This window comes from uncultured Sulfitobacter sp., assembly GCF_947500075.1.
GTDB lineage: Bacteria > Pseudomonadota > Alphaproteobacteria > Rhodobacterales > Rhodobacteraceae > Sulfitobacter.
In genome coordinates this window covers 363497-378955 of sequence record NZ_CANMQS010000004.1, presented here as the reverse complement: position 1 = coordinate 378955, position 15459 = coordinate 363497, and the positions used below count along the sequence as shown (strand labels likewise).

Annotated in this window: 14 protein-coding genes and 1 tRNA gene; 7 read left to right on the top strand and 8 right to left on the bottom strand. The window is 61.1% G+C overall.

What is annotated here, in order from left to right; translation table 11 throughout:
- Positions 1-8: 8 nt before the first annotated feature.
- Positions 9-1112, top strand: coding sequence for a pyridoxal phosphate-dependent aminotransferase (locus tag Q1A91_RS14760; RefSeq protein WP_299878878.1), 1104 nt, complete (start codon positions 9-11; stop codon positions 1110-1112).
- A gap of 57 nt (positions 1113-1169) precedes the next feature.
- Positions 1170-1352 (top strand): hypothetical protein, encoded by a 183-nt coding sequence (locus Q1A91_RS14755; RefSeq protein ID WP_299878875.1) that lies wholly within the window; start codon positions 1170-1172, stop codon positions 1350-1352.
- Here Q1A91_RS14755 and Q1A91_RS14750 read toward each other — a convergent pair.
- Positions 1349-2566 (bottom strand): aminotransferase class V-fold PLP-dependent enzyme, encoded by a 1218-nt coding sequence (locus tag Q1A91_RS14750; protein ID WP_299878872.1) that lies wholly within the window; start codon positions 2564-2566, stop codon positions 1349-1351. The two genes, Q1A91_RS14755 and Q1A91_RS14750, sit on opposite strands and share 4 nt — an antisense overlap.
- A gap of 146 nt (positions 2567-2712) precedes the next feature.
- Between Q1A91_RS14750 and Q1A91_RS14745 the strand changes: the two genes are divergently transcribed.
- The gene (locus Q1A91_RS14745; protein ID WP_299878869.1) at positions 2713-4569 is read left to right on the top strand and encodes an ABC transporter ATP-binding protein; all 1857 of its coding nucleotides are present in this window, start codon (positions 2713-2715) and stop codon (positions 4567-4569) included.
- A 2-nt stretch (positions 4570-4571) separates the two neighbouring features.
- On the opposite strand, the gene Q1A91_RS14740 is transcribed toward Q1A91_RS14745, so the two are convergent.
- Positions 4572-5249, bottom strand: a complete 678-nt coding sequence (locus Q1A91_RS14740) for a TIGR04283 family arsenosugar biosynthesis glycosyltransferase (protein ID WP_299878866.1) — start codon at positions 5247-5249, stop codon at positions 4572-4574.
- A 63-nt stretch (positions 5250-5312) separates the two neighbouring features.
- Between Q1A91_RS14740 and Q1A91_RS14735 the strand changes: the two genes are divergently transcribed.
- Positions 5313-6062, top strand: a complete 750-nt coding sequence (locus Q1A91_RS14735; protein ID WP_299878863.1) for a folate-binding protein — start codon at positions 5313-5315, stop codon at positions 6060-6062.
- An 87-nt stretch (positions 6063-6149) separates the two neighbouring features.
- Here Q1A91_RS14735 and efp read toward each other — a convergent pair whose 3' ends face one another.
- The gene (gene efp / locus Q1A91_RS14730; protein ID WP_299878860.1) at positions 6150-6713 is read right to left on the bottom strand and encodes an elongation factor P; all 564 of its coding nucleotides are present in this window, start codon (positions 6711-6713) and stop codon (positions 6150-6152) included.
- A gap of 221 nt (positions 6714-6934) precedes the next feature.
- Between efp and Q1A91_RS14725 the strand changes: the two genes are divergently transcribed.
- Positions 6935-7255 (top strand): DUF6280 family protein, encoded by a 321-nt coding sequence (locus Q1A91_RS14725; RefSeq protein WP_299878857.1) that lies wholly within the window; start codon positions 6935-6937, stop codon positions 7253-7255.
- Between the two features lie 69 nt (positions 7256-7324).
- Here Q1A91_RS14725 and Q1A91_RS14720 read toward each other — a convergent pair whose 3' ends face one another.
- The gene (locus Q1A91_RS14720) at positions 7325-7924 is read right to left on the bottom strand and encodes a cobalamin biosynthesis protein CobQ (protein ID WP_299878854.1); all 600 of its coding nucleotides are present in this window, start codon (positions 7922-7924) and stop codon (positions 7325-7327) included.
- A 64-nt stretch (positions 7925-7988) separates the two neighbouring features.
- Here Q1A91_RS14720 and Q1A91_RS14715 point away from each other — a divergent pair, with 64 nt between their 5' ends.
- Positions 7989-9455 carry a cobyric acid synthase gene (locus Q1A91_RS14715; RefSeq protein ID WP_299878850.1) on the top strand — a complete coding sequence of 489 codons (1467 nt, stop codon included), beginning with the start codon at positions 7989-7991 and terminating at the stop codon, positions 9453-9455.
- Positions 9456-9459: 4 nt separating this feature from the next.
- On the opposite strand, the gene Q1A91_RS14710 is transcribed toward Q1A91_RS14715, so the two are convergent.
- The 3 genes from Q1A91_RS14710 to Q1A91_RS14700 form a co-directional block, all read right to left on the bottom strand.
- The gene (locus Q1A91_RS14710) at positions 9460-10956 is read right to left on the bottom strand and encodes a hypothetical protein (protein ID WP_299878847.1); all 1497 of its coding nucleotides are present in this window, start codon (positions 10954-10956) and stop codon (positions 9460-9462) included.
- A gap of 74 nt (positions 10957-11030) precedes the next feature.
- Positions 11031-12431, bottom strand: coding sequence for a TolC family outer membrane protein (locus tag Q1A91_RS14705; RefSeq protein ID WP_299878844.1), 1401 nt, complete (start codon positions 12429-12431; stop codon positions 11031-11033).
- 83 nt (positions 12432-12514) lie between these two features.
- Positions 12515-13168 carry a protein-L-isoaspartate O-methyltransferase gene (locus Q1A91_RS14700; protein WP_299878841.1) on the bottom strand — a complete coding sequence of 218 codons (654 nt, stop codon included), beginning with the start codon at positions 13166-13168 and terminating at the stop codon, positions 12515-12517.
- A 152-nt stretch (positions 13169-13320) separates the two neighbouring features.
- Here Q1A91_RS14700 and Q1A91_RS14695 point away from each other — a divergent pair.
- Positions 13321-13394: transfer RNA gene (locus tag Q1A91_RS14695), tRNA-Cys, on the top strand.
- Positions 13395-13421: 27 nt separating this feature from the next.
- On the opposite strand, the gene Q1A91_RS14690 is transcribed toward Q1A91_RS14695, so the two are convergent.
- Complete coding sequence (locus Q1A91_RS14690; RefSeq protein WP_299878838.1) at positions 13422-15407, bottom strand: S9 family peptidase; 1986 nt, start codon at positions 15405-15407, stop codon at positions 13422-13424.
- Positions 15408-15459 lie beyond the last annotated feature (52 nt).

Below are 15459 nucleotides of genomic sequence, written 5' to 3'. Positions count from 1 at the left end.
ACCAAGATATGACCCAATATCGCCTCACCCCGCTTGCCGCTGATCTGCCTGCAACCGTCCCCTTCGTGGGCCCCGAAGCGCAGGAACGTGCAGCGGGCCGTGCATTTGATGCCCGGTTGGGGGCGAACGAGAACGTCTTTGGCCCCTCCCCCAAAGCCGTCACCGCCATGGCGGCCAGCGGGCAGTGGATGTATGGCGATCCCGAAAGCCATGATTTGAGGCAGGCTCTGGCCGCGCATCACGGCACGACACCTGCGCATATCATTGTGGGCGAAGGCATCGACGGCTTGCTGGGATATCTGGTGCGGCTCTTTGTGGGTCCGGGCGATGCGGTTGTGACCTCTGACGGGGCCTATCCCACATTCAACTACCATGTCGCGGGCTTTGGCGGGGTGTTGCACAAGGTGCCGTACCGCGATGACCATGAGGATCCGGGCCGCCTTTTTGCCAAGGCGGCGGAGGTGGATGCCAAGCTGGTATATCTGGCCAATCCGGACAATCCGATGGGGTCCTGGCATCAAGGCAGTGATCTGGCTGCCGCCATGGAGGCGCTGCCCGAAGGCACGCTGCTGGTGCTGGATGAAGCCTATATCGAAACCGCGCCAGAGGGCACGGCGTTGCCGCTGCCAGCCGATGACCCGCGTTTCATTCGGTTGCGCACCTTCTCAAAGGCTTACGGGATGGCGGGCGCGCGGGTTGGCTACGGCATCGGCCATCCGGATCTGATCACGGCCTTCCACAAGGTCCGCAATCACTTTGGCATGAACCGGTCCGCGCAGGAGGGTGCGGTGGCCGCATTGCAGGACGACGCCTGGCTCGCCCATGTCCAATCCGAGGTGACACGCGCGCGGGAACGGATTTCAGAGATTGCGCAGGCCCATGGGCTGGTCCCGCTGCCGTCGGCCACCAACTTTGTCACCATTGATTGCGGGCAGGACGGCGACTTTGCCCGCAAGGTGCTTGCCGGGCTGGTGGCACGGGGCATCTTTGTCCGTATGCCCTTTGTTGCCCCGCAAGACCGCTGCATCCGCGTCAGTTGCGGCACACCTGCGGATCTTGACGCGTTCGCACGCGCTCTGACACCTGCGTTAGAGGACGCAAAAAGGGGCTGACGCGCAGACAGGCTGCGTTATATTCTTGTTGAGAGATGCCTGATATGAGCCCGTTTCATGCGCGACAACAACGACCGACCCTCTGCACCTGATTTCACCGTGGCCTGCATTGTCATGTTCGGTGTCAACCTGACATGGATGTTGATGGTGATCTGGGTGGTCTGGGGATTGATTGCCGCCGCAGCGACCGGCTGGGCCGTGAACAAGGTCATCAACCGCATAGAAGCCGCGCGCAGTTAGGCCCGGTACCCGGCGGCAATCACGGCAGTTGCGGCATCCAGCGCACCTGCGCCATGTGGGATGTCCAGCGCGCTCAGCCCGCTTTCGATCCCGCCGAGCATGCCCATGATCATCTGACCGTTGATGTGCCCCATATGCCCCAGCCGGAAGAACCCGTGCCATGCGGGGTCATCAGGTGCGGCCATCCCCAGCCCGATACCAAGGGTCAGCCCGAGGTTCTGTTCCGTCCAGGTGCGCAGATCCGTCGCCTTCGGGGCGTCCAGCCGCAGCGCGGTCACGGCCGTGCTGCGGTGGGCGCGGTCGGTGACGTTCATCGCAAAACTGCCCGCGCTGCTCCACGCTTCGCAGGCGGCCCAGATCGCCTGCGCCAGGGTCGTATGGCGGGTCCAGATCGCCTCCATCCCTTCGGCGTGGATCAGGTCGAGCGCGACACGCAAACCGTAGAGGTGATGGGTGGGCGCGGTGCCGCCGAAATATTCAAAGAAATGATCTGGAAAGGCGCGCGGGGTCCAGTCCCAGTATCTGCTGACGCGGGGCATCTGCTGGCGCACCGCATAGGCGCGGTCGTTGAAGTAGACAAAGCTGACACCCGGCGGCACCATCAGCCCCTTTTGACAGCCTGTGACCATCACGTCGACGCCCCAGGCGTCCATCTCAAACCGGTCACAGCCCAGTGAGGCGATGCAATCGGCCATCAAGAGCGCGGGATGGCCCAGATCATCCAGCACGGCCCGCAGTGCCGGAATGTCGTTGAGGATGGACGAGGACGTATCCACATGCACCGCAAGCACCGCTTTGATCTGGTGGTCTGTGTCGGCGCGCAGGGCGTCCGCGATCCGGTCCATATCCATCGGCGTGTTCAGCCCGAAGTCGATCAGGTCAACCTCGGCGCCGATGCCTGTTGCCATCTCTCCCCAGCCGATGCCGAAACGGCCCGTGGCCGGCACCAGCACGCGGTCACCGGGGGAGATCACATTGGCAAGGGCAGCCTCCCATGCGGCGTGACCGTTGCCGATGTAGATCGCCACATGGCCGTCCGTGCGCGCCACCCGCTTGAGGTCTGTCACCAGCGCGGGCATCATGTCCACCAACTCGCCTGCATAGATATTCGGGGCCGCGCGGTGCATGGCCTGCAAGACGGCATCCGGCATCACCGAAGGGCCGGGAATGGCCAGATAGGACCGGCCGGGTGCAGGCATGGGGGTATGGGTCATCGGACACCTCTTGCTGTAACTTCGCGGAACCTACGCTTCCGCCCCGTGGCGTCAACCACTCTGCATGGTTGCCAGATGCTTGCCCTGTGTGCCCGCCTTGCGTAAACCATTGAAATTCCCTTTGCCGCTCGGAGGCTGGCGCGGACATGAACGACCAAACCTATACCTCCCGGCAGTTGCTGGCGTGGCTTTGGCGCGACTATCTGAAGAAACACGTCGGGCTGATGAGCGTGGCGGTGGTCTTCATGATCATCGAAGGCAGCACGCTGGGCGCGCTTGCGCGGCTGATGGAGCCAATGTTCGACCGTGTCTTTGTTGCGGGACAAGAGGATGCTCTGATCTGGGTGGGCCTGCTGCTGATCGGCATATTCGTGCTGCGGGCCATTGCCGGGGTGGCGCAGAAGGTGCTGCTGACGCGGGTAGCGCAGGCAACGGCGGCGGATATGCGGCTGGATCTGCTCGCCCGGATGATGAAGCAGGACGGTGCGTTTCACCAGACACATCCGCCGGGGTTCCTGATCCAGCGGGTGCAGAGTGATGTGAACGCGGTGGGCGACGTCTGGCGCGCGGTGATCACCGGTGCGGGGCGTGATTTCATTGGCCTGCTGGTTCTGCTGGGCGTGGCGATTTCCATTGATCCGATCTGGGCCTTGCTGGCCTGTGTGGGCATCCCGATCATGGTGCTGCCAGCCGCTGCCGCGCAGCGCTTTGTCCGCCGCCGGTCACGTGAAGCGCGTGATCTGGGTGCGGATCTGGCAACCCGGCTGGACGAGGTGTTTCACGGGCTGGTGCAGATCAAACTGAACGCGCTGGAGGACTATCAAGCCGGGCAATACCGTGATCTGACGGGTAAATTCATCAAGACCGAAGTGCGCGCAGCCTTTGGCAACTCGGCTATTCCGGGGCTGATCGACATCATTTCCGGCCTCGGGTTCGCCGCCGTGATCCTCTATGGCGGGTCGGAGATCATCTCAGGCGACAAGACCATTGGTCAGTTCATGACGTTCTTTACCGCGATGGGCTTTGCTTTCAGCCCGTTGCGGCGGCTGGGCGGGATCAGCGGGCTGTGGCAGATCGCGGCGGCGGCGCTGGAGCGGATCAAGGAGTTGATGGATGCGCCGCTGCATCTGGAGAACCCCAAATCGCCGATCGCCCTGCCCGAGGGCAAGACGGACATCACACTTGAGGACGTTGACCTTTTTTATGGCGACACGCAGGTGCTGGATCAGCTGTCCCTGAGTGCCGCAGCGGGCCAGACGACCGCGTTGGTCGGGGCCTCTGGCGCGGGGAAATCCACGATCTTCAACCTGCTGACCCGGCTGATCGACCCCAAGAACGGCCATGTGCGCATCGGCGGGGCGGCCACGACGGAACTGGCGATTGCCGATCTGCGCAGCCTCTTTTCTGTCGTGACGCAGGAAGCCTTGTTGTTTGATGAAACCCTGCGCGAGAACATCGTGCTGGGGCGGAAAGATGTCTCTGACACCCGCCTCAAGGAAGTGCTGGATGCCGCCCATGTGAGTGACTTCCTGCCCCAGTTGGAAAAGGGGTTGGAAACGCGGGTCGGCCCGCGCGGATCAGCCCTGTCAGGCGGGCAACGGCAACGGATCGTGATTGCGCGCGCCTTGCTGCGCGACACGCCCATTCTGCTGCTGGATGAGGCGACAAGCGCACTGGATGCGCAGTCCGAAAAGCTGGTGCAGGCGGCGATTGACAAACTCTCCGAAGGGCGCACCACCATTGTCATCGCCCACAGGCTTGCGACCATTCGGAGCGCGGACAAGATCATCGTGATGGATCGGGGCAAAGTGATGGACCAGGGCACCCATGATGAGCTGCTGGCGCGCGGCGGGATCTATGCGAACCTCTATCGTTTGCAGTTTCAGGACGGCAAGGAAGTGACCGACACCCGCAGGCTGGATGCCCGCAGCAAGAGCGTGCGCCGCGACGATGACCGCCCGCCCAGCCTGTTTGCCCGGATCAGCGAACGCCTGTTTGGCTAAGCTCAGCGGCGATAACTGCGGGCCAGCGTTTCAACATCCTGCCCGGCCAGATAGCGCAGCAGGGTCAGCAGATTGCGCGCCCCGCGCCGGAGCCATCCCTGACGGCGATACTTTGCGGCTGAGGTAACAGCGATCATATCCAGCCCCACAAGCTGCCCTTTGAGCGCGCGGGCAAGCCGCACGTCCTCCATCAACGGCTGGTCCGGATAGCCCCCTGCCCTTTGATAGAGCGCCTTGGAGAGCAGCAGCGCCTGATCGCCGTAAGGCAACCCCAGACGGCTGCGCAGGTTCGCCCAGCCGGCCACAAGGGCTGCTGCGATACCGCCTTGATCAAACGCCAACCGCCCCCACCCTGCCTTTTCCGGCTGGCTGAGATGCGCAAGTGCGGCTTTTGACCAACCGGGCGACAGCACCGTATCTGCATGGACCACCAGCAACCAGTCGCCTTTCGCAGCCGCGCAACCGCGCCGCAACTGCCCGCCGCGCGACGGCGCGCCGTGCAGCACCTCGGCGCCCCAGGCCTGTGCGGTGGCGCCCGTTGCATCGGTTGAGCCGCCATCGCTCACGATCAATTCGCGGATCAGTCCCGCCTCAATCCCCTCCATCAGGGCAGCCAGACAGGCAGGCAGGGGCTCTGCCGCGTTCAGCGTCGGGATGATGACAGAAACAGGCGCGCGCATGCTTGCCCCTTTTGGATGGCGGTCGATGCCTATATGTCACCTTGGAACAGCAAAGGACAGAAGATGACCAACCGACGCATCCTGCGCCTGACCGGCACTGACAGCCACAGCTTCCTGCAAGGCCTGATCACCAATGACGTGGACAAGCTGGCCCACGGTCCGATCTATGCCGCGATCCTGACGCCACAGGGCAAATACATCGCCGACTTCTTTGTTGTCGCGCGGGACGGCGGTATCCTGATTGATGTGGCCGAGACGCTGGGCGATATGCTGACGCAACGGTTGAGCATGTATAAATTACGCGCGGATGTGGTGATTGAAACGCTTGATCTGCATCTCCATCGCGGGTTGGGCGCGGCCCCTGAGGGCGCCTACACCGATCCGCGCAATCCGGCGTTGGGCTGGCGCGCGTACCGGGACATGCCGCAGGCTGATGATGGCACCGATTGGGATGCCCTGCGCGTGGCTCATATGGTGCCGGAAACCGGGATTGAGCTGACCTCGGACAGTTTCATCCTTGAGATGGGGTTTGAGCGTCTGAACGGCGTGGATTTCCGTAAAGGCTGCTACGTCGGTCAGGAAGTGACCGCACGGATGAAGCACAAGACATCGCTGCGCAAAGGATTGGCGCGGGTCCGTCTGGATGGAGACGCCCCGACAGGCACGGAACTGACAGCGAATGGCAAACCTGCGGGCACGGTATTCACCCAGGCAGAGGGGCAAGGGCTGGCGTATCTGCGCTTTGACCGGGCCAAAGGCCCCCTGCACGCCGGGGATGTTGCGGTCACCTGGACCGAAAATTCGGACAATTAGAAACAAAAAACCCCGGATCAGGTCCGGGGTTTGCTGCACCGCAGCACATGACGTGGCGTCAAGCTGCGTCAACTTACGGATAAGAAATCACGCCCGTTCGACGTATTCCATCGTCTCCGTGTTCACCACAATGTCTTCATCCTGACCGACAAACGGGGGCACGGACACTTTGACGCCATTGTCCAGAACAGCCGGTTTGAATGAATTCGCAGCCGTCTGACCTTTGACCACAGGCTCCGTTTCGACCACCTTGCAGACGACCTTTTGCGGCAGCGAAGCGTTCAATGCTTCCTCCTCGTGGTACTCCACCACGATCATCATGCCGTCCTGCAAGAAGGGGCGGCGCTCTCCCAAAAGCTCGGAGGACAGTTGCACCTGATCGTAGGTTTCCGTGTCCATCAAAACCAGCATCCCACTGTCTTCATACAAGAATTGCTGATCCTTCTGTTCCAGCCGGACTTTTTCAACCTTGTCCGCGGACCGGAAACGTTCGTTCAGTTTGGAGCCGTTGCGCAGGTTGCGCAGCTCGACCTGAGCAAAAGCGCCCCCCTTGCCAGGTTTCACATGGTCGACTTTGACCGCCGCCCAAAGGCCGCCGTTATGCTCCAGCACGTTGCCGGGGCGAATTTCATTTCCGTTAATCTTTGGCATGGTCCAAAACCCCGTACAAAGGTTGATGTGAAGTTAACCCAGCCTATATCCAGAGGAGGAATAGCATGCAAGCAAGGCTCCGCTCATGCCGCACCTGCGAGATGATATGCAACCAACGCATGGGAGACATGCGATATAGTTGTATCCGAATCGAACTGGATGCGTCATAAGAGGCGTCACGCCAGAATGACAAGAGCAAGAATAACGGAAAGGACGACGAGATGAGAGATTTCGTTGACGGCACCGCTTTCAATAACGAACAGGGCAATCGTGCCCGCAAATTGTTTGCTGCAGTGGTGCTCGCGGCTCTCGATGACGCGATTGCTGACGACAAGAAATATGGCAATGGCCCAGAACAGATCGCTCGCTGGGCCCGCTCCCGCGATGGCCGCGAAGTGTTGAGCTGTGCCGGCATTGACCCTAACGAACGCGTGGTTTCTGGCCTCATGGATTTCGTCGGCAAAGGCGTGCGCACATCTGTCGCGCTGTCGCGCGAAGAGTCAGAGCGCAGGAATGCAGCTTTGCAGGCCGAAGCGGCCTGATCGCACACAGAGTTTGATTTTATGAACGCAGCCTACGGGCTGCGTTTTTTTGTGCAAGATGGGCTGCATTCAACTGTCCTGGAAGACAAACAGCCACGTCCGCGCCACGTTCAGTTCGGCCAGCAGCAGCAGCGCAAACACCACTGACAGGACCATGCCCGGACGCTTTACCCACAAGGTGATCGCGGCAACGACGCAGGCGAAAGCCTCAAGAGGGGCAATCAGATTAGCCCCCTGCCTGCGGTCCCAATAGCTGAACGGACTTTCAAAAACCCAGCCCGTGAGCGGCCAGAAATGCGGCCGACCATCGTCATGGTGCAGCGGGAAGTCGAGCGCCAGATGCAGCAGCGCCGCCCCTGTCAGCGCAATCCCCCAAGCGCTGCGTTTCCACAAGGCGATGGCCAGCAGGACGCCCCAGACAAGGAACGAATTGTCGATCGCAAAGATCCGTTGCCAAGTGTCAGAGAAATACAGCTCATTAAAGACGATGTTGGGCGGGATGTTGTAGATCGTCAAAGCCGCGCCTGCGAGCAGATACAGCGACAGATCAGGTAACAAGGCCCCCACCAACGCCGCCCAAAGCACCTTGCGCGGCATCGGATTGGCAGCCCCCTGCCGGCTGGGTGCCATGACGGCCGCGCCGATCAGCAAATGCGCCGGTGTGTTCATCGCTTGCCTCTTCCCCCTGCCCCGAATTTGCGCCAGTTTGACCGAAAACCAGCAGAGCCACCACATGACAAAAGCCATCATGATACAAGGCACCGGCAGCAATGTCGGGAAGTCGATGATCGTCGCCGGGTTGATCCGGGCCGCGGTGCGGCGCGGCGTGGAGACACGGCCGTTCAAGCCGCAGAACATGTCGAACAACGCAGCCGTCACGGAAGATGGTGGGGAAATCGGCCGCGCGCAGGCATTGCAGGCGCGGGCGGCAGGGGTGGCACCCCATACGGATATGAACCCCATCCTGTTGAAGCCGCAGTCGGCAACAGGCGCACAGGTGATCGTGCAGGGCCAGATTGCAGGCCATCAGGAGGCCGCAGCCTTTGGCAAGAACAAGGCCACTCTGATGCCAGCGGTTCTACAGTCATTTCATAGGCTTGCAGACACATGTGATCTGATCATCGTTGAAGGCGCAGGCAGCCCGGCAGAGACAAATCTGCGGTCTGGCGATATTGCCAATATGGGATTTGCACGGGCGGCAGAGGTTCCGGTAATCCTGATGGGCGACATCGACCGGGGCGGCGTGATTGCGCAGATTGTCGGCACGCAGGCCGTTCTGGAACCCGAAGATCAGGCGATGATCAAAGGGTTTTCAGTGAACAAATTTCGCGGTGACCGCAGCCTGTTTGATGCAGGCCGCGATGACATTGCCGCGCGGACAGGGTGGCCGTCCCTCGGCGTGATCCCGTGGTTTGATCAGGCGCATCGCTTGCCCGCCGAAGACGTGATGGACCTGCCTGCCCGCAGCCAGTCGGGCGGAGCGGGCTGTGTGATCGCTGTGCCGCGTCTGCCGCGAATCTCCAATTTCGATGACCTTGATCCGCTGTCGGCGGAACCGGGTGTCGATCTGCGCGTGATTGAGCCGGGCCACCCCCTGCCCGGTGATGCTGATCTGGTGCTGCTGGTGGGCAGCAAGGCGACGATCTCTGACCTCGCAGCGCTGCGCGCGGAAGGCTGGGACGTTGATATCAAAGCACATCTGCGGCGGGGTGGCAGGGTGCTGGGTCTGTGTGGGGGGTATCAGATGCTGGGCCGGACCATCGCCGACCCGCATGGGATCGAGGGTATGCCGGGAACGGTTGAGGGTCTGGGCCATCTGGAGGTCGATACCGTGATGGAGCCGATCAAACATCTGTCGCTGAAACAGGGGACCCACCCGGCAAGCGGCACGTCCTTGCAGGGGTATGAGATCCATATTGGCGAAACCACGGGCTCGGATTGTGCACGCGGTTGGCTGGTGTTTGAGGGACAGCGTGCGGGTGCGACGCGCCCGGATGGACAGGTCGCAGGGTGCTATCTACACGGCATTTTTAACAGCGACGGGTTCAGAAAGGCCTATCTGCAAGGCTTTGGCGTCACATCAACATTGGCCTTCGACGCAGGTGTAGATGCCGCGCTGGATGCACTGGCGGACCATGTGGAACGGTACATGGATGTGGGTCTGTTTCTGTCGCTCGCCGCGGGCGTACAGAGACCCTAGGTGTTTATTCCAGTTCCTGCGCGGTCAGGGCGCGGTGGATTTCACGGCGGACCAGCTTGCGCACGTTCCGGGTGATCCGTTCACCCAAAGCGCCTTGCAGCTCTGCGCGGACGATCTCACTGACGATGTCGCGCAGGGCTTCTTCATCCAGCAACTGGCTGTCGTCTACGTCGTCGAGGCCATCCTCTGCGGTGGAAGAGGTTTCGGCCGCGGTGTGTTCAATCGGCGTCTGGCGCGCCGTTACCGCGGTGCGGGCATCGGCTTCTGCCTGGGCGCGGGCTTCCTCGCGCTGCGCTGCTGCGCGTTTGTCAGCAGCGACACGTTCGGCGGCGGCGGCGCGGGCCGCTGCAATGGCACGGTCCCTTGCTGCCTGATCTTCGGCAGCGATGTCCCGTGTCCGGGCCTCACGCGCCTCCCCTTCTGACCGCATCTCTGCGGCACGCTCTTCCTGAGCGGCGGCGGCGGCCGCAGCACGGGCTGTGCCGATCATCACCACATCCGGGTGCGCTTCCTGCCAGGCGGCCTGCGCCGCTTCGGAGCGCAGAGGCAAACCTGTCGCATCATGCGAGACGTCGTCCTCCCAGGCCATCGCAGGCTGGTCGGTGCCGGAATAATCATCTGTGCCGGGGGTATCAGGCTCCCAGGTGTCAGCGATATTGCCAATGGCGGTTTCCAATGCGGCGATCTTCGCGCTCAAGGTTGCCGCTTTGCTGGCGGCAACCATACCGGCCTGGCGATCCTCGTCCGGTGCGTCGGCGCTGCTTTGAGGTGCTTCTGGCTCGTGCAGGTCCTGATCCCTCGCAGCGGCTTCCTGACCGCGCTTGGCCAGCATATCAAAGTCAAACATATCGTTCTCCCCTGATGCTTCCTCTTCTGGTTCAGCTTCTCCTTCAGCCTCGGCCTCGGCTTCAAACGTGTCGTCATCTGCCTCCGCCTCTTCCTCAGCGGCATCAAGGTCGCCTTCCGCCACATGCGGCGGGTCTTCACTGACCGTGGCAGGAGGATGCGCGCTCACATCATCCGCTTCGCCGGTCTCTTCCTCATCATCGCTGAAGCCATAGGGGTCTTCGCTGTAGTCGTCTGCATGGTCATCGTGTCTGAACATCGGCATTTTCGATGGGTCAGCGGAACTGGTGGCTTCTTCGCCGTTCTCATTGGCAACCAGATCATCAAAAAGCGCTTCGTCCTCGCCCGACCAGCCGAAATCTGCGCCGATACGGCGGTTGTAGACATCTGACGGCATATCATCAGAGGGGTCGAACAGCTGTTTGGCCGTCTCCCCCACGGTGTCTTGGTATGTGTTCTGGGGATCTGCCTGCGGAATGCTCTCGTTCTTCTCAACCGTCTCTTCGTCTTCCACACGCAAGGCCGGGGTCAGCACCAGACGATCTGCGGCGTCTTGGGATTGGGCCGTTTGTTTGGGGCGTTTCTCTTCCGAGACCAGACGTCGGATCGAAGACAACACATCTTCGACCTCGGCATTTGTGACGGGATCAGACATAGGATTCTACCACTCTTTCCTCAGCCCTCATGGTAACGATCTTCGCGATTCCTGCAACGGGACCGCGAGAATTGTCAGTCTTTTTGCAGCGCCCGCAAAACACGGTCGAGCTTTCTGCCCTGCTCGGATTTCTTAGCAGGTGCATCCTTAACAAGATTGTAATAGCCCTCCGGATCATAGAGCTGAACAGGCAGGCGCAGGTCCTTGGCCGTCAGACGGCCCGTGGCGGACAGCACGGAATACGCCGCAACATAGAGGTTCGCCCGCGCCGTCACGCGGGATGTTTCCGCGTCCAGCAACGACTGCTCTGCATCCAGAACATCCAGTGTTGTCCGCGCGCCCAGCGTTGCTTCTTCGCGCACACCCTGGAAGGCGATACGTGCGGCACGGATCTGGCGATCCGTCGCTTCAAGCTGCGCACGCGCTGCCAGAAGATCCGCATAGGCGTTGCCCACCAATTGCTCCAGATCGTGTTTCACAATGTGCAGTTCTGCCCGCTGGGCATCGCGCTGTGCCATGTTGCGACGAATGGCCGAGGACAACCGCCCGCCCTGATAGATCGTCTGGTTGGCCTGCACACCAATGCTGGCGATGTTGCTGCGCGCAGAGGAGTTCATATCACGGCTGATCCGCGCATTGCCCTGTAGCGTGACACGTGGGTTCAGATCGGCAGTGCTGGCGCTGGTCAGCAGATCGGCTGCCTTGGCCTGAAACTGCGCCGTGAGCATCCGGGGATGCTGCCGCACGGCAAGCGCTTTGGCCGCCCTTACGTCATTGCCCACATTGGGCAAGGCGGGTGGCTGGGCCAGATTGCCGGGCGTGCGACCGACCGCATTGCGATACGCTTCAATCGCCTGCAACAGGTCCCCTTCTGCGCCCGCCAGTCCGCTGCGCGCCTGAGCGAGCTGCGCTTCAGCCAGCGCCACATCCGTCCGCGTCACTTCGCCAACCTCGAAACGGTCTTTCGCTGCCCGCAGTTCCTGGGTCAGCAAACGCTGGTTGTTCTTTCTGAGCGCCACAAATTCAGAAGCTTCGAGCACCCCGAAATAGGCTGCAACAGCCGAGAGCAAGACCTGTTGTTCGATGTTGCGCAGCACCTCACGGGTGGCAAGTACGGTTTCCTTGGTTGCTGCCACGCGCAATTTGCTCGCGCCGGAATCATACAGGAGCAGTTCAGCCGTCAGGTTAGCGGCAAGTGTCAGATCCTCGTTTGCCTGACGGACGCCCCCACTGGTGGAGAATCGCGAGCTGCCGAAGTCTTGGGTTGCTTCCGCCGACCAGCGCAGTACCGGCTTGAGCGTCGAGACCGCCGCGGCGACATCCTCGTCCGCTGCGCGCAGCAACGCCCGGTTCTGTTCAATCAATCCAGAGTGCTTGTAGGCGCCCACCAGGGCATCTGCCAAGGTTTCTGCCTGGGCCTGAACGGCCACCACATTTGCTGCCACGACGACGCAAAACGCGCGCCCAAATGACATCACACGGCTCCTGGCCACCATCACCAAAACTCCTGTCTAACGAATTCTCTGCCTGTTCGGACGCATTCTCGTCCTTTATATCCCTAAAGGGTAAACACAGAATCCTTTTCAAATCCACGTATTACAGGGGCAGAGGCGTTAAATACCATGCGCCAACTGACAATTCCGTCACGCTTGTGGCCTAAACGCACCTCTCCCAGGGCGCCATCCATGAAGAGACAGGCAATCCGCCCTCCTTCTTTCAACTGATCCGTGAGCGTTGACGGCACCTGCTGCACCCCGCCCTGAATGATAATCACATCATAGGGACCGTGTTTTGCGGCACCGTTGCCCAAGGGGCCCTGATGGACCACAGCATTGTCCGCACCCGCTGCCACCAGCGCTTCCTGCGCCTCTCGCGCCATGGCTTCGTCTTCTTCCACGGCCACGACGGCTTCGGCCATATGGGCAATCACCGCTGCCGAATATCCCATCGCACAGCCCAGATCGAGCACCATCTCGGTGTTGCTGATGGCCAGCGCGTCCAGCATCTTTGCCAAGGTGCGCGGCTCCAGCAGCACCCGCCCCTGACCAAGATCGAGGTTTTCGCCCATATAGGCCGCCTCCCGCTGCGCTGAAGGTACGAAATCTTCACGCGGGACGGTTAACATTGCGTCAATGATCGGAAATTTAGTCACATCCGAGGGGCGGACCTGTGTGTCTACCATCATCGTCCGTCGGTTTGCGAAATCGCGCATCTGCATCTCTCATGGGGTCAATTGCGTTGGCGAAGATGTGCCATATCGCGCGCAGCACAGCAACTGCCCCCGTGCGATCCCCGTACGATTTGCGTCATATGGCATCTTGCAGCACCCGCATTGATCCGCTAGCAGTGCGCGAGACCACAGGCGGCGAGTTGGCGGAGTGGTTACGCAGCGGATTGCAAATCCGTGTACACCGGTTCGATTCCGGTACTCGCCTCCACATCCCTCCGCACGCCTCCTCCCCCCGTCACCAAGGCAAGACATGCGCCCCCAGAACGGCGTAGTCGAAGCCGTCCGCACGGCCGCCCAGATGTGTCGCCAGAAAACGCTCCATGCGGCGGTGGGCGATGATGCGGGTCTTCCACCCCCAGGCGCTGAACTGATGGCCCGCGCCTTTAAGCAGCATGTAGTCCACTTCTTTTCCAGCCTCTTCAAGGGCTTGCACCATGCGGTCGGCCTGGTCCTGGATCACACGCACGTCGTTGGAGCCCTGGATGATCAGCAGTGGCGCTTCCACCGCCGCGGCGTTGTAGAGCGGGGAACGGTCCCGGATGTCAGCGAGGTCCTCGGGATCTTCCGGATCACCGATGTATTTGAGATACCAGCTTGGCCAGCCCTGCCAGTAGGCGGGCACCTCCTGCAACATGGTGGAGATGTCAGAGATGCCGTTGATGTTGATCCCGGCCGCAAAGAGGTCAGGGCTTTCCGTCAGAGCCGTCAAGACCTTGAGGCCGCCGAAACTCCCCCCAAGCACGCCCACTTTTTCAGGGTCGGCCAACCCTTCTGCCACGGCCCAGGCGCGTGCATCCACGATGTCGAGGTGCATTTTGCGGCTGACTTCGCCCACTGCGGCCTCCCGGAAGGCGCGGCCGAATCCGCCGCTGCCGCGGTAGTTTACGTCCAGAACGACGTAGCCACGGTTGGCCAGCCAGCTGTGAAAGCCGTTGAACCCCCAGCCGCTGCGGGTGACGGGCCCACCATGGATCAGGATCACCATCGGCGCGGCCTGCGTTACCCCTTTGGGTCGGGTAAGCGTGGCATGCAGCGTCAGCCCGTCGCGGGCTGGAAAACTGACCGGCTCCATTTCCGACATATGTTGTGCAAAGGCGGCGATGGGTGGCGTGGCAATTGTCGTGACCTCGTCCCTTTCGGCATCAATCAGAAATTTGGACCAGCCTTTTGTGCTGTGTTCCGTCTCAACAATCATCTTAGACATGTCGTTAGTGCTGGAGACACGGTGCAAGGCCACCTGCCCTTCCTGCGGGATGGCGCCCAACATCGCTTGATAGGCGGGATCAAAATACGCGCGACGCTGATAGTCAGGATAGGAAACCGCGCTCAACGGTGCGCCGGTGGCCGGATGCGTCTCCACCCAGCTGAGGTCGACCGTCTCATCTTCGAACAGGATTTCCTGCGTCCTGGTGGCCGGATCAAAACGGATCAGCGCTGACGTGTCTCTGCCCAGTGTTGAGACGGCGAGGATCTCTCCATTCTCATCCGGTTCGGCAAGAACGCTGAACCAATCTTCCAAGCCGCCTTCGGCAATCTGCATCCAACTGCCATCGGGCTGGAGAAGTTCTGTACGCCAGTCATCCGGCGTCTCGAACACTGTCTTTGCATAGATGTCGCCACGGCGGTTCACCCGCCATTGCACGCCCAGCTCGGAGACCTGTTCAAGGGGTGTTGTCTCCCCACTGTCGAGATTGAGGCGAAACAGGTCAAATTTGCGCGCGTCACGGGCGTTGTGGGCCACCAGAATGTCCGCGCCGCTTTCGGCAGGGACCGCATGGATCCAGCTTTTGACGTCGCGACCAAAATCGTAGCTGCGCGGTTCCGCACCGGGTTGGGTGACGTCGATGGACACGATGACATCGTTTTCCCAGCCATCGCGATCGGCCTGATACAAAAGGTATCGGCCATCGGCGGACCATTGGTACCAGCGCACTTCGTCGGAGGTGTGAAAGATCTCTGTCGCCTCGCCCTCAAGGGGCCGGACCCAGAGCGCAGGTTTGAGATACTTGGATTCGAGCCATGCCAGATACTTGCCGTCCGGCGACAGCCGGTAGCGCCAGCTTGAGTCCGCGTTGGCATAATAATGCCGCAGGGCAACCAGATCGGGAAGTCCTGCTTGTAACGCCGGATGGGTCGCCGGGATTGGACGGAAGACCCAGAAGACCACTGCCGCCGTTGCCGCAATCAAGACCAGAACGCTGATGAAAATCTTACGCAACATGGGGTATCTCCATGGGATCAAATGAAATTTTGGCGCGTGTCACGCCATTGAA

Excerpts from the sequence above, each read along its gene's own strand:
- Q1A91_RS14760 (WP_299878878.1), top strand. The coding sequence starts at position 9 with ATGACCCAATATCGCCTCACCCCGCTTGCCGCTGATCTGCCTGCAACC.
- Q1A91_RS14755 (WP_299878875.1), top strand. The coding sequence starts at position 1,170 with ATGCGCGACAACAACGACCGACCCTCTGCACCTGATTTCACCGTGGCC.
- Q1A91_RS14750 (WP_299878872.1), bottom strand. The coding sequence starts at position 2,566 with ATGACCCATACCCCCATGCCTGCACCCGGCCGGTCCTATCTGGCCATT.
- Q1A91_RS14745 (WP_299878869.1), top strand. The coding sequence starts at position 2,713 with ATGAACGACCAAACCTATACCTCCCGGCAGTTGCTGGCGTGGCTTTGG.
- Q1A91_RS14740 (WP_299878866.1), bottom strand. The coding sequence starts at position 5,249 with ATGCGCGCGCCTGTTTCTGTCATCATCCCGACGCTGAACGCGGCAGAG.
- Q1A91_RS14735 (WP_299878863.1), top strand. The coding sequence starts at position 5,313 with ATGACCAACCGACGCATCCTGCGCCTGACCGGCACTGACAGCCACAGC.
- efp (WP_299878860.1), bottom strand. The coding sequence starts at position 6,713 with ATGCCAAAGATTAACGGAAATGAAATTCGCCCCGGCAACGTGCTGGAG.
- Q1A91_RS14725 (WP_299878857.1), top strand. The coding sequence starts at position 6,935 with ATGAGAGATTTCGTTGACGGCACCGCTTTCAATAACGAACAGGGCAAT.
- Q1A91_RS14720 (WP_299878854.1), bottom strand. The coding sequence starts at position 7,924 with ATGAACACACCGGCGCATTTGCTGATCGGCGCGGCCGTCATGGCACCC.
- Q1A91_RS14715 (WP_299878850.1), top strand. The coding sequence starts at position 7,989 with ATGACAAAAGCCATCATGATACAAGGCACCGGCAGCAATGTCGGGAAG.
- Q1A91_RS14710 (WP_299878847.1), bottom strand. The coding sequence starts at position 10,956 with ATGTCTGATCCCGTCACAAATGCCGAGGTCGAAGATGTGTTGTCTTCG.
- Q1A91_RS14705 (WP_299878844.1), bottom strand. The coding sequence starts at position 12,431 with ATGTCATTTGGGCGCGCGTTTTGCGTCGTCGTGGCAGCAAATGTGGTG.
- Q1A91_RS14700 (WP_299878841.1), bottom strand. The coding sequence starts at position 13,168 with ATGCGCGATTTCGCAAACCGACGGACGATGATGGTAGACACACAGGTC.
- Q1A91_RS14690 (WP_299878838.1), bottom strand. The coding sequence starts at position 15,407 with ATGTTGCGTAAGATTTTCATCAGCGTTCTGGTCTTGATTGCGGCAACG.